The 16,234-nt window shown below is 54.4% G+C and carries 20 protein-coding genes; 6 read left to right on the forward strand and 14 right to left on the reverse strand.

Annotated elements, in window-relative coordinates; genetic code table 11:
* Nucleotides 1-71 precede the first annotated feature (71 nt).
* The 3 genes from AOY24_RS15045 to AOY24_RS15055 all read right to left on the reverse strand — a co-directional run bounded on the left by AOY24_RS15045 (nucleotide 72) and on the right by AOY24_RS15055 (nucleotide 3,042).
* Nucleotides 72-1,079: an LLM class flavin-dependent oxidoreductase gene (locus tag AOY24_RS15045; protein WP_042998277.1), complete on the reverse strand. Its 1,008-nt coding sequence runs from the start codon at nucleotides 1,077-1,079 to the stop codon at nucleotides 72-74.
* A gap of 80 nt (nucleotides 1,080-1,159) precedes the next feature.
* Nucleotides 1,160-2,056 carry a U32 family peptidase gene (locus AOY24_RS15050; RefSeq protein WP_054176899.1) on the reverse strand — a complete coding sequence of 299 codons (897 nt, stop codon included), beginning with the start codon at nucleotides 2,054-2,056 and terminating at the stop codon, nucleotides 1,160-1,162.
* On the reverse strand, nucleotides 2,047-3,042 hold the full coding sequence (locus AOY24_RS15055; protein ID WP_054176900.1) for a peptidase U32 family protein: 996 nt from the start codon (nucleotides 3,040-3,042) through the stop codon (nucleotides 2,047-2,049). Before AOY24_RS15055 ends, AOY24_RS15050 begins: the two co-directional genes overlap by 10 nt.
* A 220-nt stretch (nucleotides 3,043-3,262) precedes the next feature.
* On the opposite strand from AOY24_RS15055, the gene AOY24_RS15060 reads away from it, so the two are divergent.
* Nucleotides 3,263-3,787, forward strand: coding sequence for an SCP2 domain-containing protein (locus AOY24_RS15060; RefSeq protein WP_042998274.1), 525 nt, complete (start codon nucleotides 3,263-3,265; stop codon nucleotides 3,785-3,787).
* The gene (locus tag AOY24_RS15065) at nucleotides 3,781-4,284 is read left to right on the forward strand and encodes a GNAT family N-acetyltransferase (protein WP_042998273.1); all 504 of its coding nucleotides are present in this window, start codon (nucleotides 3,781-3,783) and stop codon (nucleotides 4,282-4,284) included. Before AOY24_RS15060 ends, AOY24_RS15065 begins: the two co-directional genes overlap by 7 nt.
* On the opposite strand, the gene AOY24_RS15070 is transcribed toward AOY24_RS15065, so the two are convergent.
* Nucleotides 4,271-4,573, reverse strand: a complete 303-nt coding sequence (locus AOY24_RS15070) for a GIY-YIG nuclease family protein (RefSeq protein ID WP_044263627.1) — start codon at nucleotides 4,571-4,573, stop codon at nucleotides 4,271-4,273. The genes AOY24_RS15065 and AOY24_RS15070 overlap by 14 nt on opposite strands.
* Before the next feature lie 52 nt (nucleotides 4,574-4,625).
* Between AOY24_RS15070 and AOY24_RS15075 the strand changes: the two genes are divergently transcribed.
* On the forward strand, nucleotides 4,626-5,069 hold the full coding sequence (locus tag AOY24_RS15075; RefSeq protein ID WP_054176901.1) for a YhbP family protein: 444 nt from the start codon (nucleotides 4,626-4,628) through the stop codon (nucleotides 5,067-5,069).
* On the opposite strand, the gene yhbO is transcribed toward AOY24_RS15075, so the two are convergent.
* Nucleotides 5,049-5,567 carry a protein/nucleic acid deglycase gene (gene yhbO / locus AOY24_RS15080; RefSeq protein WP_042325142.1) on the reverse strand — a complete coding sequence of 173 codons (519 nt, stop codon included), beginning with the start codon at nucleotides 5,565-5,567 and terminating at the stop codon, nucleotides 5,049-5,051. The genes AOY24_RS15075 and yhbO overlap by 21 nt on opposite strands.
* A gap of 128 nt (nucleotides 5,568-5,695) precedes the next feature.
* On the opposite strand from yhbO, the gene AOY24_RS15085 reads away from it, so the two are divergent.
* Together AOY24_RS15085 and AOY24_RS15090 are read left to right on the forward strand one after the other, a co-directional pair.
* Complete coding sequence (locus AOY24_RS15085; RefSeq protein WP_044255906.1) at nucleotides 5,696-6,337, forward strand: NAD(P)H-binding protein; 642 nt, start codon at nucleotides 5,696-5,698, stop codon at nucleotides 6,335-6,337.
* 69 nt (nucleotides 6,338-6,406) lie between these two features.
* Nucleotides 6,407-7,444, forward strand: coding sequence for a permease (locus AOY24_RS15090; RefSeq protein ID WP_044263622.1), 1,038 nt, complete (start codon nucleotides 6,407-6,409; stop codon nucleotides 7,442-7,444).
* 96 nt (nucleotides 7,445-7,540) lie between these two features.
* Here AOY24_RS15090 and dolP read toward each other — a convergent pair whose 3' ends face one another.
* The 4 genes from dolP to AOY24_RS15110 form a co-directional block, all read right to left on the reverse strand.
* Complete coding sequence (gene dolP, locus AOY24_RS15095) at nucleotides 7,541-8,116, reverse strand: division/outer membrane stress-associated lipid-binding lipoprotein (protein ID WP_042998268.1); 576 nt, start codon at nucleotides 8,114-8,116, stop codon at nucleotides 7,541-7,543.
* Nucleotides 8,117-8,125: 9 nt separating this feature from the next.
* Entirely contained in the window at nucleotides 8,126-8,716 is a 591-nt protein-coding gene (gene diaA, locus AOY24_RS15100; protein ID WP_023246631.1) for a DnaA initiator-associating protein DiaA, read from the reverse strand.
* A gap of 165 nt (nucleotides 8,717-8,881) precedes the next feature.
* Nucleotides 8,882-9,277, reverse strand: coding sequence for a YraN family protein (locus AOY24_RS15105; RefSeq protein ID WP_044263617.1), 396 nt, complete (start codon nucleotides 9,275-9,277; stop codon nucleotides 8,882-8,884).
* Entirely contained in the window at nucleotides 9,235-11,289 is a 2,055-nt protein-coding gene (locus AOY24_RS15110; protein ID WP_054176902.1) for a penicillin-binding protein activator, read from the reverse strand. The genes AOY24_RS15105 and AOY24_RS15110 overlap by 43 nt, the downstream gene beginning before the upstream one ends.
* 64 nt (nucleotides 11,290-11,353) lie before the next feature.
* Here AOY24_RS15110 and rsmI point away from each other — a divergent pair, with 64 nt between their 5' ends.
* Nucleotides 11,354-12,217 (forward strand): 16S rRNA (cytidine(1402)-2'-O)-methyltransferase, encoded by an 864-nt coding sequence (gene rsmI / locus AOY24_RS15115; protein ID WP_044263613.1) that lies wholly within the window; start codon nucleotides 11,354-11,356, stop codon nucleotides 12,215-12,217.
* A 49-nt stretch (nucleotides 12,218-12,266) separates the two neighbouring features.
* Here the strand turns inward: rsmI and AOY24_RS15120 are convergent, their stop codons facing one another.
* The 5 genes from AOY24_RS15120 to kbaY all read right to left on the reverse strand — a co-directional run bounded on the left by AOY24_RS15120 (nucleotide 12,267) and on the right by kbaY (nucleotide 16,222).
* Nucleotides 12,267-12,986 carry a galactosamine-6-phosphate isomerase gene (locus AOY24_RS15120; RefSeq protein WP_054176903.1) on the reverse strand — a complete coding sequence of 240 codons (720 nt, stop codon included), beginning with the start codon at nucleotides 12,984-12,986 and terminating at the stop codon, nucleotides 12,267-12,269.
* A gap of 53 nt (nucleotides 12,987-13,039) precedes the next feature.
* Nucleotides 13,040-13,831: a PTS galactosamine transporter subunit IID gene (gene agaD / locus AOY24_RS15125; protein WP_042998263.1), complete on the reverse strand. Its 792-nt coding sequence runs from the start codon at nucleotides 13,829-13,831 to the stop codon at nucleotides 13,040-13,042.
* Nucleotides 13,821-14,627: a PTS galactosamine transporter subunit IIC gene (gene agaC / locus AOY24_RS15130; protein ID WP_054176904.1), complete on the reverse strand. Its 807-nt coding sequence runs from the start codon at nucleotides 14,625-14,627 to the stop codon at nucleotides 13,821-13,823. The genes agaD and agaC overlap by 11 nt, the downstream gene beginning before the upstream one ends.
* A 54-nt stretch (nucleotides 14,628-14,681) precedes the next feature.
* Nucleotides 14,682-15,158, reverse strand: coding sequence for a PTS galactosamine transporter subunit IIB (gene agaB / locus AOY24_RS15135; RefSeq protein ID WP_042998261.1), 477 nt, complete (start codon nucleotides 15,156-15,158; stop codon nucleotides 14,682-14,684).
* Nucleotides 15,159-15,346: 188 nt separating this feature from the next.
* Complete coding sequence (kbaY, locus tag AOY24_RS15140) at nucleotides 15,347-16,222, reverse strand: tagatose-bisphosphate aldolase subunit KbaY (protein ID WP_044267500.1); 876 nt, start codon at nucleotides 16,220-16,222, stop codon at nucleotides 15,347-15,349.
* Between the last annotated feature and the right edge of the window lie 12 nt (nucleotides 16,223-16,234).

The following is a 16,234-nucleotide window of genomic DNA, read 5'->3' on the forward strand; positions in this document are numbered from 1 at the left end:
ATGGCGGCTACACCTTATCCGGCCTACGCGATCTCGTAGGCCAGGTAAGTGGAAGCGCCACCGGGCAAAAACTACCCCACCAACTCTTCTTTCACATCCATCGCCAGATCAAACGAGTGCAGACGCGCCTGATGGTCAAAAATCTGCCCGTTAACCATGATCTCGTCCGCCTGGGTTTCACGCAGAATAGACTCCAGTCCGTGGCGTACTTTCGTTTTATCACCCACCAGCGACATGCTCAGCGCCTGTTGCACACCATACTGTTCTGACGGCGACCAGAACTGATCCATATTTTGAATCGGCGCCGGGAGTTGGCCCGTTTCGCCACGCCGCAACTTGACGAAAGCCTGCTGCATCGAGGTGAAAAGATACTCTGCATCACGGTTACTGTCGGCGGCAATGATGTTGATGCACACCATTGCATACGGTTTTTCCAGCCGCGCGGATGGCCGGAACTGCGTGCGGTACAGATGCAGCGCCTGGAACAGCATATCCGGTGCGAAGTGGGAGGCAAAAGCGAACGGCAGGCCAAGCTGTGCGGCTAACTGCGCGCTATAGAGGCTGGAACCTAACAGCCAGACCGGGATCTTCTCGCCGTAGCCAGGCACCGGGCGCACCTGCGGATTTGGATCGCGTGCGTCAAACCAGTCCACCAGCTCAGCGACGTCGCGAGGGAAGTTATCGATATCGCCGCCCATATGGCGACGCAGGGCTCGCATTGTCGGCTGGTCGCTGCCCGGCGCGCGGCCCAGGCCGAGATCAATGCGTCCCGGATAGAGCGTATTCAACGTACCGAACTGCTCGGCAATGACCAGCGGTGAGTGATTGGGAAGCATGACGCCGCCGGAACCGAGGTGCAAAGTCCGGGTGTTGGCGGCCAGATAGCCAATCAGTACCGACGTTGCTGCACTGGCGATACCGATCATGTTGTGGTGTTCCGCCAGCCAGTAGCGGTGGTAGCCTCGTTTTTCCGCGAGGCGGGCGAGATCCAGCGAGTGCGAGAACGCCTCTTTTGCTGAAGATCCGTCAGGAATCGGTGCCAGATCCAGCACCGAGAAAGGAATGGTTTTGTCAGTCATAACGGCTCACTTTGTTACCAGTTAATCTTTTCATACTGCATTAAAGATTAGTTAATGTTGTTAACAAAGTGAGCTATTTATCAGGGCTGCAGTTCGAGACCCGCCAGCCGTTTCCAGTAGCCATTGCAATCGCTGTGCGCGGTAAGCGGCAACGGCGCGTGCCCCGTTTCGTTGGCGCGGAAGGCGTCAAGCATCGCGAATGTCTCGGTTCCCAGCGGTGACAGACGCACAATATCCACCAGTCCCTGCATTGACGTCAATTCGTTCCCCAGATTGTAGATATAGCCGCTCATGGTCTGAATGCCATTGAGGACGAACACCTGTTGATTCTCCTGGGAGAGCACGTCGCGGCCATTCGGGTACTTGATGCAGCAGGTTTCGCATTCATCTTTCGGCCGGTCTTCCGAACGAGCGGTAAAACAGCGAGCGGAGTAAGCCAGCGGCAGATGCCCGTAGCTCAGGACTTCCACTTCAAACTGCTGGCGAATCCCCAGTTCATCACACTGATTGAGCAGGTTCACCAGCCAGTCGCGGGACAGTTCTACCGGCATGCACCAGCGCACCATTCCGTGTTTGAGCAGCAGGCGCAGCGTGACCGCGTTGTAGCAGTTCAGCGCGTGTCCGGCGACAAACGGGAGTTTGCGGTCGGCGCACATATTCACCACGCCAAGATCGCTGGCCTCCAGCAAAAAGTCGCCGTTTTCGACATAACGCTTCAGCTCATTCAGCTCAGAAGAGGCTTGTACCAGCGCCAGCGTTGAAAGTACCACCTGCTTACCGCTACCGGCGAGCGACTTCGCCATATCCAGCCAGTCGCCGACTTTCGTGGCGCGGCGTTTGCTGCACACCGCTTCACCGAGATAGATAACATCCGCGCTGCTGGCAGCGGCCTGCTGATAAAAGTCTTCCAGCGTCTCTTTCGGCCAGTAGTAAAGCACCGGCCCTAAGGAATATTTCATTGCTTTTCTCACTGCCATTTACGGTGATACGCGCCAAGCGTCGTCTGAGTGCCTTCGGACATCGCGCCGAGCGTCTCCATCCAGGCTGCTTGCGGCGTATAGTTTTGCGGGTCGGCCACACAGCGGTCGATCGCCTGACGCCACACTTTCGCGACCTGGCTGACATAGGCCGGGCTGCGCTGACGGCCTTCGATTTTCACCGAGGCAATATTCGCCGCCAGTAGTTCCGGCAGCAGTTCCAGCGTGTTCAGGCTGGTTGGTTCTTCCAGTGCGTGGTAACGCTCACCGTCAACCAGGTAACGCCCTTTACACAGCGTCGGATAACCGGCGTTTTCCCCATCCTGATAGCGGTCGATCAACACTTCATTCAGACGAGATTCCAGCCCCTGTGGCGTCTGCTGCCAGCGTACAAAGCGGGCAGGGGAACAGGCGCCTACCGTATTAGGAGATTCACCGGTTAACCAGGACGAGAGATAACAGCGACCTTCCGCCATAATGCATAGACTGCCGAAAGCAAAAACTTCCAGCGGCACCGGCGTCACGCGGGCAAGCTGTTTCACCTGATGAATCGAGAGCACGCGTGGCAGGACGACGCGGGCAACATCAAAATTGCGATGATAAAAGTTGATCGCTTCTTCATTTGTTGCCGAAGCCTGAACAGAGACATGGCGCTCAATATGCGGATAACGAACTGCGGCATACTCAAGCATCGCGAGATCGGCAAGGATCAGCGCATCCGCACCCAGTTGCGCGGCCATATCCACCGCGCGCTGCCAGCGGGCATAACCATCTGGATGCGCAAAGGTGTTAATGGCGATGTGCAATTTGCGGCGGTGTTGATGGGCAAAACTCACCGCTTCCTGCAATTTCTTCTCGGTAAAGTTAAGGCCGGCGAAGTGGCGGGCGTTGGTATCATCTTTAAGCCCGATATAAACAGCATCAGCGCCGTTTTCGATGGCCGCCTTAAGCGCCGGGAGATTTCCGGCAGGGCAGAGCAGCTCCATAATTTATCCTGAAGATTGCGCCGCCTGGGACGCATAATTGTTAACGAACAAGGATTTTAGTTAACCTTGCTGCGACAATTTTTGATTTAAGGCAGTTAAAGTCGTATTGATATCAGTAATAAAGAGGTAGAGATTTCGTACGCAATTGTTGATTTACGCCGCTATGTCGTTTATCTGATATGGCAAAATAGCAGGATAATTGAAACAGGGAGTAAAGCTCGTGTTAGATAAGCTGCGTTCACGCTTAGTACATTTCGGTCCGTCTCTGATGAGTGTGCCAGTTAAACTGACGCCCTTTGCACTGCAACGCCAGGTTCTGCAACAGGTCCTGAGCTGGCAGTTTCGCCAGGCCCTGGCAGACGGTGAACTGGAATTCCTGGAAGGCCGTTGGTTAAGCATTACGGTTCGCGATATCGGCCTGAAGTGGTATACCTCGGTCGAGAATGACAAACTGATCGTCTGCGAGGATGCGCAAGCCGACGTGAGTTTTAGCGCTGATGCCAGCGATCTGTTGATGATCGCCGCACGTAAGCAGGATCCGGATACGCTCTTCTTCCAACGCCGTCTGGTGATCGAAGGGGATACGGAGTTAGGGTTGTATGTGAAAAACCTGATGGATGCCATTGACCTGGAGCAGATGCCCAAAGCGTTGCGCGTTATGCTGCTGCAACTGGCGGATTTTGTTGAGGCGGGCATGAAATACTCGCCAGAAACCAAACAAACATCGGTAGGTGAACCATGCTGATTCGAGTAGAAATTCCCATTGACGCCCCCGGCATTGATGCCCTGCTGCGTCGTTCATTCGAAAGCGATGCGGAAGCGAAACTGGTTCACGACCTACGTGAAGATGGTTTTCTGACGCTCGGTCTGGTCGCCACCGACGATGAAGGTCAGGTGGTGGGTTATGTGGCATTCAGCCCCGTCGACGTGCAGGGCGAAGATCTGCAGTGGGTTGGTATGGCACCGCTGGCGGTAGACGAAAACTATCGTGGACAAGGTCTGGCCCGCCAACTGGTTTATGAAGGACTGGATTCACTCAATGAATTTGGCTATGCCGCCGTGGTCACCCTGGGCGATCCGGCACTGTACAGCCGTTTTGGTTTCGAACTGGCCGCCCACCACGATCTGCATTGCCGCTGGCCAGGCACGGAAAGTGCGTTCCAGGTGCATCGCTTAGCGGATGATGCACTAAGCGGCGTCACGGGACTGGTCGAGTATCACGATCACTTTAATCGTTTTTAAGCGTCGGGGTTTGCAGGTCATTCAGTAATGCTGCAAACCCTTCGCCTTCTGCGACAAGTCGCTCTTTCTGCCGCTTGGTGAGGCGTTTGACCCGGTATTCTGCGCGTAGCGCCAGTGAACGGTCGCCAACCGGCGCGGAAAATGCCAGCGTCAGTTCCCCTTTCCCCCGTAGCGCTTTCGCGCCTTTACCACATTGATGCTGCTGGTAGCGGCGTGCCACGTCGGTCGTGATCCCGGTATACAGGGCATTGTCGGCGGTGCGGATCAGATAAAGATACCAGGGTGTCATCGTGGCCTTCGGCGTGTTACGTTTCTGGCATTCAGTATAAAAGAGAACCGAGATGGAAACACTCACTGCGATCAGTCGTTGGCTGGCGAAACAACACGTTGTGACCTGGTGCGTGCATCGCGACGGGGAATTGTGGTGCGCGAATGCGTTTTATATTTATGACGTAAAAAAGGTCGCTTTTTATCTGCTGACGGAGGAGAAAACGCGTCATGTGCAGATGTCTGGTTCGCGAGCGCCCGTTGCCGGAACGGTAAATGGCCAACCGAAAACGGTCGCATTGATTCGCGGCGTGCAGTTTAAAGGCGAGATTCGCCAACTGGTTGGGGAAGAAAGCGACGCGGCACGACAGGCCTATCTTCGCCGCTTCCCGGTTGCCAGAATGCTGTCCGCGCCGGTATGGGAAATCCGCGTGGATGAACTCAAGTTCACCGACAACACCCTGGGTTTTGGCAAAAAATTAGTGTGGTTACGTCAGTCAGGCACCGAGAATGCGTAAGGCTTCGCGATTGAACGCCGGCAGATCGTCAGGGGTTCGACTGGTCACCAGTTGGTCTTTATCAACCACCACTTCCTGATCGTAAAATTCTGCACCGGCGTTTTTCACGTCGATAATGATCGGTTTAACGGCGGTCAGTTTACGCCCGCGAATCACATCGGCGCTGATCAGCAACTGTGGTCCGTGACAGATGGCGAAGACCGGTTTACCCGTGTTCACGAAATCGCGCGTAAAGGTGACGAAACGGTCATCACCGCGAAGGTAATCCGGTGAATGGCCGCCAGGTAACAGCAACGCATCGAAATCGGCCGGACGCACTTCATCAATCGCTTTATCAATCGTGACGCTGGCTTCGCCTTTTTTCCCTTTTACGGTTTTACCTGCCTGTTTTTCAATCGTAATAACCTCATGCCCGGCCTGACGAAACTCTGCTGCGGGTGAGGTGAATTCTGAGTCCTCAAACTCGTCAGTGATTAAAACGGCAATCTTCTTACTCATGCTTCCTCCGCTGGATCTGCATTGGATAAGGCAATTTTTCCCTGATGATGGATAATTACCTTGTGAACTACTAAGCCTGGTCGATAGGGCTGAGGGTGCAAGGCGGACAATTCTGGAAAGGAGCGAGGATGAGTCAGGTACTGATTACCGGGGCGACCGGGTTGGTTGGCGGACATTTACTGCGGATGTTGCTTAATGAACCGAAGATCCATTCCATTGCCGCGCCAACGCGACGTCCGCTGGCGGATATGCCTGGCGTCTATAATCCCCACGATCCGCAACTGACCGATGCGCTGGCGCAGGTCACCGATCCTGTCGATATTGTTTTTTGCTGCCTGGGCACGACCCGCCGTGAAGCGGGCAGTAAAGAGGCGTTTATCCATGCCGACTATACGCTGGTGGTCGACACCGCGTTGACCGGTCTCCGCCTGGGGGCGCAGCATATGCTGGTGGTGAGTTCGATGGGGGCCAATGCCCATTCGCCGTTTTTCTATAACCGCGTAAAAGGGGAAATGGAGGAGGCGCTGATTGCGCAAGATTGGCCAACGCTGACGATTGCGCGTCCGTCGATGCTGCTCGGCGATCGGTCAAAGCAGCGGATGAACGAAACCCTGTTTGCACCGTTGTTCCGGTTGCTGCCGGGCAACTGGAAATCGATTGAGGCGCGGGACGTGGCGCGCGCGATGCTGGCGGAAGCGCTTGCGCCTGAACATGACGGGGTAACAATCCTGACATCGTCTCAACTGCGGGAAAAGGCGGCGTCAATATAGCATTTCCAAACATTTCCCAAAGGCGTAGTATTCACCGGCAAAATTATCTAACACTCCCTGGGGAATGCTATGGCTGGTCAGTCTTCGTCTCAGGCGGCAACACCGTTTCAATGGTGGAAACCCGCTCTTTTCTTTCTCGTCGTCATTGTTGGTCTCTGGTATGTGAAATGGCAACCTTACTACGGTAAAGCCTTCACCGCCGCAGAAACACACAGTATCGGAAAATCTATTCTGGCGCAGGCCGATGCGAACCCCTGGCAGGCAGCCTGGGATTATGCGATGGTCTATTTCATTGCGGTCTGGAAGGCAGCGGTATTGGGGGTGATCCTCGGCTCGCTGATTCAGGTTCTGATCCCGCGTGACTGGCTGTTACGCACGCTTGGACAGGCACGTTTTCGCGGCACGCTGTTCGGTACGCTTTTCTCTCTGCCCGGCATGATGTGTACCTGTTGTGCTGCACCGGTGGCGGCGGGGATGCGTCGCCAGCAGGTTTCGATGGGCGGTGCGCTGGCATTCTGGATGGGGAATCCACTGTTAAACCCGGCGACGCTGGTGTTTATGGGCTTTGTCCTTGGCTGGCATTTCGCGGCGATCCGTCTGGTCGCTGGACTGGCGATGGTGCTGGTAGTGGCGACGCTGGTACAAAAATGGGTGAAAGAGCCTCCGCAGACTGAATTGCCGGTGGAAATCACGCAGCCGGACGAGCAGGGCGGGTTCTTTGTTCGCTGGGGTAAAGCGCTATGGATGCTGTTCTGGAGCACCATCCCGGTCTATATTCTGGCAGTGTGGGTACTGGGTGCGGCGCGCGTCTGGCTGTTCCCTCATGCCGATGGCGCTATTGATAACAGCCTGCTGTGGGTGATTGCGCTGGCGGTAGCCGGTTGTCTGTTTGTGATCCCAACTGCCGCAGAAATCCCGATTGTGCAGACCATGATGCTGGCAGGAATGGGAACTGCGCCTGCGCTGGCACTGCTGATGACATTACCCGCCGTCAGCCTGCCGTCGCTGATTATGCTACGTAAAGCGTTTCCGGCAAAAGCGCTGTGGATGACCGGTGCGCTGGTGGCGATTTCGGGTGTGATGGTGGGAAGTATTGCGTTGATATAAAACAGCAATGCCGGGGGCGCTTCGCTTGCCCGGCCTACGGTCGTACATTCTGTAGGCCGGATAAGGCGCTTACGCCGTCATCCGGCACACAACGACTTACTTGATAAACGTAAACGCCGTGGTGACGCGCTTCACGCCGCTGACCCGGCTGGCGATATCCGCCGCGGCTTTGGCTTCACGTTCGGTCACCAGGCCTAACAGGAACACTTCACCGTTTTCGGTTGTCACCTTCACGTTGGAAGATTTAACCTGGTCGCTGGTCAATAACTGAGAGCGTACTTTGGTGGTGATCCAGGTGTCGTTTGAGGCGGTGCCCATACCAATCGGCTCACCCTGACGGATCTCGTTATAGACTTCGGTGGTACCATCGACGCCCATTGCAATCTGTTTGGCGCGTGAGGAGAGCTCGCTATTCGGCGACTGGCCGACCAGCAACACTTTACCTTGATAAGCCGTCACGTTAATTCGCGTTTCTTTCTTGATCTGTGCATCTTTCGACAGCGCACTGTTGACGCGCAGTTCCAGGGTTCCATCGTCCACCTGAGTGCCTACGCTACGTGGATCTGTTGCTGCTTTGGTACCAACGGCGGCGGTTCCGACAACAGCGGCGGCCACACAACCTTGCAACAGCAGAGCAGAAATAAGGACTGCGATTGGCGATAAAGCCTTCATGTGTACTCCTTAATCATCCTGGTGGGGGAAAAGCGTGTTATCGATCAGATCGCACAGGCAGTTTACCGTCAGCATATGCATTTCCTGAATGCGTGCGCTGTGATGCGAAGGGATGCGGATCTCAACATCCTGCGGCCCTAACAGTCCAGCCAGTTCACCCCCGTCATATCCGGTCAATGCCACAATCGTCATGTCTCGCGTGACCGCTGCTTCCACGGCCTTCACGATATCGCGGCTGTTACCGCGCGTCGAGATGGCCAGTAAGACATCACCCGCATGACCCAACGCCCGAACCTGTTTTGCATACACTTCGTCATGCAGGCGGTCGTTGGCAATCGCTGTTAAGACCACATTATCCGTATTTAGTGCAATCGCAGGTAAACTAGGACGTTCTGTTTCAAAACGGTTGATCATGCTGGCAGCAAAATGCTGTGCGTTGGCAGCGGATGTCCCATTACCACAACAGAGAATTTTGTTGCCATTGAGCAGTGAATGAACCAGCGTCATGGCGGCACGAGAGATAGCATCCGGGAGGGCTTCTGCCGCGGCAATTTGCGTTTGAATGCTTTCGGTAAAGCAGACTTTGATTCTGTCTAACACGCTAATCCTTAAGAGCTAATCCATCAGGCTATTTTATTTGCCATTTGGACCTGGGCGGTGCTCCCACTCTTCACGTACGACATGTACGCGCCGGTGGTTCCGCGCTGTCCGTGTCCAAACTGGCTGCAACAATATATGCCCAATGGGTCTGCTCTGAATCTTCAATTATGAGCAGTCGGTAAAGGCATTTCTCAACCACTCAACGTCATTTCCGGTGAAGGCTAACACATCGAACCGGCAATCCACAGTATCAAAACTCCCATTGTGGCGCGCGAGCCACAAACGGGCGGCCTGTAATACTTTGCGTTGCTTGCTGTGCGTCACACTGGCAGCGGCGCCACCGAATGCCGCAGAGCGTCGGTAGCGGACCTCAATAAAGACGGTTGTCTTGCCATCACGCATAATCAGATCAATTTCGCCGCCGCGTTCACGCACGTTGGCGGCGATGAAATGCAGTCCCTTGCGCTCAAGCCAGCGACGCGCGGTGGTTTCCCACGCGTCACCAGTCTGCTTGCTCGTTAACTGGCGGGGACGATCTGCCCTTGCTGGTACTGGAGCCATGATAACTTCCTGTTAATCACACAGTCCTGACTGGCGGTCAGCGCGCCGGTATTCCCGTTAATTTCAAAGCCCTGCACCTGACGCATCTGGGAGAAATGGTTGGCCAGCGACCAGGCATCGACGCCCATTGCATACATGCGCGCCAGCGAATAGTCGTTATGCACGGCACCGAGTGCCTGCTGCATCAGCGACGGGTTCGCGCCTGCCAGCATTGGGATCTCGCTGTACTGCAGGCCATCCATTTCCAGACGGAAGTCTGGGCCGGCATTCCCTTGCGCGCTACGTGAGCTGGCGTACAGCGTTGCACCGCTCTGGCTACCGTTGCGCATGGCGATCATCGGCTTGATGAAGGCTATCTCATTCGGGGTTGCCAGAATATAGACGGCGTCCACGCGACCTCCGTTACCGCTGATTTGCGCATCCGTTGGTGGGGCCGGGATGGTTAAATTGCCAATAGTGACGCCAGGTTGAGACGGCGTGCTCGCGGCAACAGGGCTACCGGTTAAGGCAATGCCGGAACCGCCGTTAACGCCCATACGCAGCTCCGCCGTTGAGCCAAATTTCTGCTGCAGCACCGTACCGCCTCCCAGATTTTGCCACTCCTGGGCAAAGGCGTTAGCAACACGATCGCCAAGCGCGCTACGCGGGATAAGTAGCAGCGGTGACTGTCTACCCTGTTCATGAATATGGCGCGCGGCATCACGCGCTTCATCTTCCGGTGAGAGAGCGAAGTAACAGATGTTTGCCCGACTCTGTACCGATTCCGGCTGGTTAAGCGCCAGTACGTTCAGCGGGGTGTTGCTTTTGACCAGTTCGTCGACATTGTTTTTCAGCAGCGGACCGACCACGATGCTCGCGCCATCCTGCTGAACCTGCGCCAGGATCTGATCGAGCGGTTGGGCGCTGGTATCATAAATTTTCAGTTCTGCGGAAGGATTTGCCGCCGCGCTTGCGGTGGCTGGCTGCGCTGGTGTAGCCTGCGGCGCGCTGACCGGAGCAGGCTGATCGGCCTGCTGTTCGTCGGTCAAATCACTCACTGACGCCTGAGAAGGGCTGGCGACGCCATCTGTCAGCTGCGGCTGCGGGTCTGCTGGCGTTGTGGCCGCAACCGGAGTCGGTTGCGCGGTGGGCTGCGTATCGACCGGTTGCGTGCCGAGATTTTTGGCGGCTTCAAAGCCTTGTTGAATGGTGCGACCAAACACCGCAGCCTGACCATTTAGCGGCAGCAACAGGGCGATTTTGCTGGTGGACGCGGGCTTAAAGCTCTGTACGTTAACCAGTTGGGTTGGCAGCATTTTTGCGCCTGGATTCTGCGGATAGCGTTTTTGCCAGTCGGCAATACCTGCTTTCATCATGTCCGGATCGCTGCGGTTATCAAACCAGACGCGTTGCAGATCCAGCCAGCCCTGCAATACGTTTTCATTGGCATTGATCACCAGAGCCTGGGCCTGCTCTGGCGTCATTGACGACAGCGCCTGCCAGGTGGCGTCGATGTTTTTCTGCTTATCCTTCTCGCTAAGCAGCGGTTCCTGAGCAATCAAGGCGCGCAGCAGTGAGAGTGACGGACGGCCCTGGCTGGCGTCAATCTGCGCCTGCCAGTAACGAGCCTGTTGATTTTGCTCAAAATCAGACGGGGTAAGCTTTTCCAGCAGCGACTGCGCGCCGGTAAAATCTTTCTGTGCCAGTTTGATTTCAACGGCTAACAGCGACTGTTCCCGGCGCTGGGAATCATTCAGATCCTGCGGCAACTGATTAAACAGTTCGATAGCCTGCTGGCTTTTGCCTTCTTTCAGCAGTGCACGAATGGCGAGTAATTGCCAGTTGGTCTTGCTATCATTTGCGCTTTGCTGCATCTGTTGCAGATAAAAGCCGGAATCAGCTTGCGCTGTGCCCTGCATATGGGCAGTGCTCTGATCGGGCGCCTGGGTGCCACAGCCGACGAAAATCAGGGCTGCCAGAACGATGGGCAGACAGCGCGCGGCTTTTAAACGAGAGAATGTTAAGGGTACCATACTGTATCCAGTGATATTTTTTATACGCAATGCTCAATATTAAATCGGCAATACGGACGACACAATGACACAACACGAATCGGCGGAGAATTCTCGCGGCCAACTCTTTATTGTACCTACTCCAATTGGGAATTTGTCTGATATTACCCAGCGTGCGCTCGAAGTGTTACAAGCCGTTGATTTAATTGCCGCGGAAGATACTCGTCATACCGGATTATTATTGCAGCATTTTGCGATTAATGCCCGACTGTTCGCCCTTCACGATCATAACGAACAGCAAAAAGCAGAAACGCTGGTAGCGAAGTTGAAAGAGGGGCAAAACATCGCGCTGGTTTCTGATGCCGGGACGCCGCTGATCAACGATCCGGGTTATCACCTGGTGCGTACCTGTCGTGAGCAAGGCATCCGTGTGGTGCCGTTGCCGGGTCCCTGTGCGGCGATTGCCGCGTTAAGCGCGGCGGGGTTGCCGTCCGACCGCTTCTGCTATGAAGGTTTTTTACCAGCGAAATCAAAGGGACGCCGTGACGCGCTGAAAGCTATTGAAACCGAACCGCGTACGCTGATTTTCTATGAATCCACCCATCGCCTGTTAGACAGTCTGGAAGATATGGTCGCAGTCTGGGGCGAATCCCGTTATGTGGTGCTGGCGCGCGAGCTGACCAAAACCTGGGAGACGATCCACGGCGCACCGGTAGGTGAACTGCTGGCGTGGGTGAAAGAAGATGAGAACCGGCGCAAAGGCGAGATGGTGCTGATTGTGGAGGGGCACAAGGCGCAGGAAGATGACCTGCCCGCCGATGCTTTGCGCACTCTCGCACTCTTACAGGCCGAGCTGCCACTAAAAAAAGCGGCAGCGCTGACGGCAGAAATCCACGGCGTGAAGAAGAACGCGCTGTATAAGTACGCGCTGGAGCAGCAGGGGGAGTAAATTCAGCAGACACGCTGCAAAGTTGTAGCGTGTCTGCTGAGATGAGTGGCTACCGATCAGAATAACGCGAGCCATCCAGTAAGCATGTCGTATTGTCATGCAGCCACAAAAACGAGGCCGGAACAGCCGTCGTCACGGTAGCGGTCAGGTATTTTTCGACAGCGGCCTGCTTGCCATCCCCGGCAATCAGCAGCAAAATTTCTTTTGCATTGAGGATCTCCTTCAGTCCCAGCGTGATACCGTGTGTCACCGGACGACCGGCCGTTTTCAGCATGTCATGATGGCGCGTTTGGTCATCAAGCCTGCTGATATGGCAACACGGCTCCAGCGCGGTTCCCGGCTCGTTCAGCCCCAGATGACCATTTTTGCCGATACCCAGTACGCATAAATCAAGGCCACCCCGATGGGCAATCAAATCCGTCACGCGTTCGCACTCTTTCTCATCGATATTTTCCGACTGAAAGCCGATCAACTGTTCCGGGCGCAGGCCAAGCGGTTGCACGATGTGCTGTTGCAGGAACGATTCACAGGTACCCGGTGTGTGTAAGGGAATCCCCACCCATTCATCGAGCTTCACGAAGGTCACGTTTCGGATATCAACTTGATTCTTTTGTATTTTCTCGACAAAGAAACGATAGGTCAGTTCAGGTGTGGCACCGGTCGCCAGGCAAATCGTCGCGTCAGGTTTGTCCTGTATAACCTGAATCAATCGTTCGCTGGCGCGATCGCTGAGCGCATCGTAGTGGTCGCAGTACTGTATGCATTGCATTGGTCAGTCATCCTTTTGACGAGGGGCGCACGTACTGTCGCGCCCCGTTCAGTTTACAAAATGCCGAGTGCGGAAGAGACGATAGAAAGCACGAAGGTGACACCGATTAGCAATACCGGATGTGCTTTTTTCACCCGCAGCAGGTAGTACATCAACAGCGTGTAGCCCATGGGTAAAATGTTCGGGAAGACCTTATCAAAGAAGTCCTTTTGTAGTGCCACATTGTGCGTGCTGTCGATGGCAAAAGAGGTCACGACATTAATATGGACGTAAGACGCGATCAGACCGCCAATCACCGTGATCCCGAGGATGGTCGCCGAGCGGGCGATCATCTGCGAGTTTTCCCTCACCTTATCAATGGCTTTTACCCCAACCGAATAGCCGACGTGAGTCCAGCCGACGCGCAGGAAAAAGATCATCAGATAAACGGCGAAGAACAGAATCGGCCCCAGCAAATTGCCCTGGCTGGCGAAAGAGGAGCAGATCCCCGCCATGATCGGCAGCAAAGTGAACCAGAAAATGGCATCACCAATCCCGGCAATAGGGCCAAACAGCGCCACTTTCAGGCCTTTAATGGTGTCGCGGTTTTCTCCTTTCTCTTCCATGGAGATAAGCAGCCCCATCAGAAAACCGACGAGGTTTGGGTGGGTATTGATAAATTCCAGATGATCTTTCATGGCCGCACTCAGGCCCGGCTTATCATCTTTATAGATTTTTTTCAGAATCGGCAGCATCGCCCAGGTAAAGCCGCCCGCCTGCATCCTTTCATAGTTAAAGCTCGCCTGCAGAAGCGAAGAGCGGAAGCCAAGACGGGTAATGTCTTTTTTACTGATTTCAGATCCCATTGCTGTAATCCTCTTCATCATCATTTTTATGGGCGGCAGGCTGGGGTTGCGCCTGCTGTTTAGCTTTGGCATTGAAAAACTCGTACACGGCGAAGCCCGCGCCGAGGACTGCGACCGGGAGAAGGTTGTTGACCTGGATGTAGCAGACAAAAAGGAAGCCGGCGATCAGATAAGGAATGTACTGTGCTTTGAACATCACGCGCAGCAGCAGACCAAAACCAACGGCAGGCAGAATACCGCCCGCGACTTCAAAACCATGAGTAAGCCAGGCGGGCATGGCTTTCACCAGCGCCTGCATGGCACCCTGCGCCAGATAGGTACACAGAAACGCGATAATCGCGTAAGAGCAGGCGACAATCAGCGTCGTTAGCCAGTTTAGACGGGCAAATGCGCGGGTGTTGGCTTCTTTTGCGCAGTTGTCGGCTCTGGACATAAACAGGGAAAAAGCGGAATAGAAGAACAGAATCACATATTGCATCAGCAGACTGAACGGCAGGCCAAGGCCGATGGCGGTTTTGGCATCCACGCCGGTAGACCAGGCGATCACCGTGGTCATCAATCCTGCCATGATGGGGTTTGGCGGTTGTACGCCGCCGGCGGGCGTCAAACCAGCAAAAGCCAGTTCGGTCAGACCGCCGGTGATCAAACCAATATGAATGTCGCCAAGAATGGCGCCAGTGAGCGTACAGACAATAATTGGTCTGAATAAAAACAAGGCTTCCAGCCAAAAATCGATTCCCAGAAAGAAGACTAGTGCCGCGAGGGATATCCCTTGTAAAAGCGTTATTTCATTCATTGTAAACACCTCATATAAATAAGTCCCTTTACTATGAAAACGTTGGCTTGTTATTTACTCCGGGATCGCTTCTTTTTGATCGCCAGGGACATCCTGAATAAAAATGTTTACGCCATGTTTCTTAATGAACTGCAGATCATTAAGGTCCTGCTCATTGACATAAACTTTACTGCTGATCTGCTTTTTGCCTTCTGAGAAGTGCATATTGCCGACATTCACGTCGTTAAGCGTGATACCGCCTTCGAGCAGCTTTCTGACTGTTTGCGGGGTGCGGCAAATCAGGAAGATCTTCTGATGCGGCGCTGCTTTACCGATGACATTGATAGTTTTTTCTATAGAGAAGAAGCGGATACCGAAACCGTAGGTTTCTGCGGTGATGCTCATTAATTTCTGCTGAATCTCATCCTGAGCGACATCATCATCCACGACGACCAGCAGATTGGCACCGATCGTTGATGTCCAGGTGACACCCACCTGACCATGCACCAGTCGGTTATCAATACGCGTTAACAGGATATTTGGACTGCTCATACTTAAATCCTCACCATAAAATAATTGAATGACTGAACTTGTTGAAATATATTATTCTTACCGTATCGCATTCATTAATTAATTCAGCGTGATGTAATCTCGTTATTCTCCTCCGCTATTTGGCCAGAAAGCGCTACCTGATATTAATCAGATAGCGCTTTTGTGTAGTGATGATAAAGCCGACTCGCTTACGATAACTCGTGGTCGACTAAAAGTTTATTGGCCGATCCACAGACATTGATTTTACTTCTCACGACTTCTTTCATTGCATCCATACCGACGCGCATGTAGTAGCGCGGATCGTTGCCCTGTGGGTTGTCGGCAAACCACGCTTTCACGGCATCGGCAAAGGCAATTTTCAGTTCAGTGGCGACGTTAACCTTACAGACGCCCAGTTCTATCGTGCGGCGCACGTACTCGTCAGGCACATCGCTCGCGCCATGTAGCACCAGCGGAATGTCCACCACTTCACGAATTTCAGCCAGACGCTGGAAATCGATTTTCGGCTTTTTGGTGTACAGGCCGTGCGCGGTACCGATGGCGACGGCAAGGCTGTCGACGCCGGTCAGCTCAACAAAGCGTTTGGCCTCCTGCGGATCGGTCAGAAAGGCGCTTTCTGCGTCAACGCTCATGTCATCTTCGACGCCACCCAGTCGCCCCAGCTCCGCTTCGACGCTGCAATCGCGGGCGTGGCAGAAATCCACCACCGATTTCACCAGCTTCACGTTTTCTTCAAACGGAAAATGGCTACCGTCGATCATGGCGCTGCGCACTCCGGCGTTCACTTTATGGCGAATGTCGTCCAGCGATTCATGATGATCGAGATGCAGCGCGAGCGGCATGCCGTAGGTGGTGGAGTAGGCGGTGCACAGCGCGTAAAGCTCTTCCAGCGCGATATGTTTAAAGGTGCCAGGCGTACCGGCGAGGATCACCGGTGATTGCATTTCGCTACACACTTCGAGGATCGCCTGGATCGTCTCGGCATTATGGATGTTGAAGGCCGGAACGGCGTAGCCTTTTGCCTGGGCATCCTGCAAGAGATACTTCGTGGAAATGATACTCATGATCGGATCCTC

Origin of the sequence: Citrobacter sp. CtB7.12, from assembly GCF_001297795.1 — a bacterium.
GTDB lineage: Bacteria > Pseudomonadota > Gammaproteobacteria > Enterobacterales > Enterobacteriaceae > Citrobacter_A > Citrobacter_A amalonaticus.

Excerpts from the sequence above, each read along its gene's own strand:
- AOY24_RS15045 (WP_042998277.1), bottom strand. The coding sequence starts at position 1,079 with ATGACTGACAAAACCATTCCTTTCTCGGTGCTGGATCTGGCACCGATT.
- AOY24_RS15050 (WP_054176899.1), bottom strand. The coding sequence starts at position 2,056 with ATGGCAGTGAGAAAAGCAATGAAATATTCCTTAGGGCCGGTGCTTTAC.
- AOY24_RS15055 (WP_054176900.1), bottom strand. The coding sequence starts at position 3,042 with ATGGAGCTGCTCTGCCCTGCCGGAAATCTCCCGGCGCTTAAGGCGGCC.
- AOY24_RS15065 (WP_042998273.1), top strand. The coding sequence starts at position 3,781 with ATGCTGATTCGAGTAGAAATTCCCATTGACGCCCCCGGCATTGATGCC.
- AOY24_RS15070 (WP_044263627.1), bottom strand. The coding sequence starts at position 4,573 with ATGACACCCTGGTATCTTTATCTGATCCGCACCGCCGACAATGCCCTG.
- AOY24_RS15075 (WP_054176901.1), top strand. The coding sequence starts at position 4,626 with ATGGAAACACTCACTGCGATCAGTCGTTGGCTGGCGAAACAACACGTT.
- yhbO (WP_042325142.1), bottom strand. The coding sequence starts at position 5,567 with ATGAGTAAGAAGATTGCCGTTTTAATCACTGACGAGTTTGAGGACTCA.
- AOY24_RS15085 (WP_044255906.1), top strand. The coding sequence starts at position 5,696 with ATGAGTCAGGTACTGATTACCGGGGCGACCGGGTTGGTTGGCGGACAT.
- AOY24_RS15090 (WP_044263622.1), top strand. The coding sequence starts at position 6,407 with ATGGCTGGTCAGTCTTCGTCTCAGGCGGCAACACCGTTTCAATGGTGG.
- dolP (WP_042998268.1), bottom strand. The coding sequence starts at position 8,116 with ATGAAGGCTTTATCGCCAATCGCAGTCCTTATTTCTGCTCTGCTGTTG.
- AOY24_RS15105 (WP_044263617.1), bottom strand. The coding sequence starts at position 9,277 with ATGGCTCCAGTACCAGCAAGGGCAGATCGTCCCCGCCAGTTAACGAGC.
- AOY24_RS15110 (WP_054176902.1), bottom strand. The coding sequence starts at position 11,289 with ATGGTACCCTTAACATTCTCTCGTTTAAAAGCCGCGCGCTGTCTGCCC.
- rsmI (WP_044263613.1), top strand. The coding sequence starts at position 11,354 with ATGACACAACACGAATCGGCGGAGAATTCTCGCGGCCAACTCTTTATT.
- AOY24_RS15120 (WP_054176903.1), bottom strand. The coding sequence starts at position 12,986 with ATGCAATGCATACAGTACTGCGACCACTACGATGCGCTCAGCGATCGC.
- agaD (WP_042998263.1), bottom strand. The coding sequence starts at position 13,831 with ATGGGATCTGAAATCAGTAAAAAAGACATTACCCGTCTTGGCTTCCGC.
- agaC (WP_054176904.1), bottom strand. The coding sequence starts at position 14,627 with ATGAATGAAATAACGCTTTTACAAGGGATATCCCTCGCGGCACTAGTC.
- agaB (WP_042998261.1), bottom strand. The coding sequence starts at position 15,158 with ATGAGCAGTCCAAATATCCTGTTAACGCGTATTGATAACCGACTGGTG.
- kbaY (WP_044267500.1), bottom strand. The coding sequence starts at position 16,222 with ATGAGTATCATTTCCACGAAGTATCTCTTGCAGGATGCCCAGGCAAAA.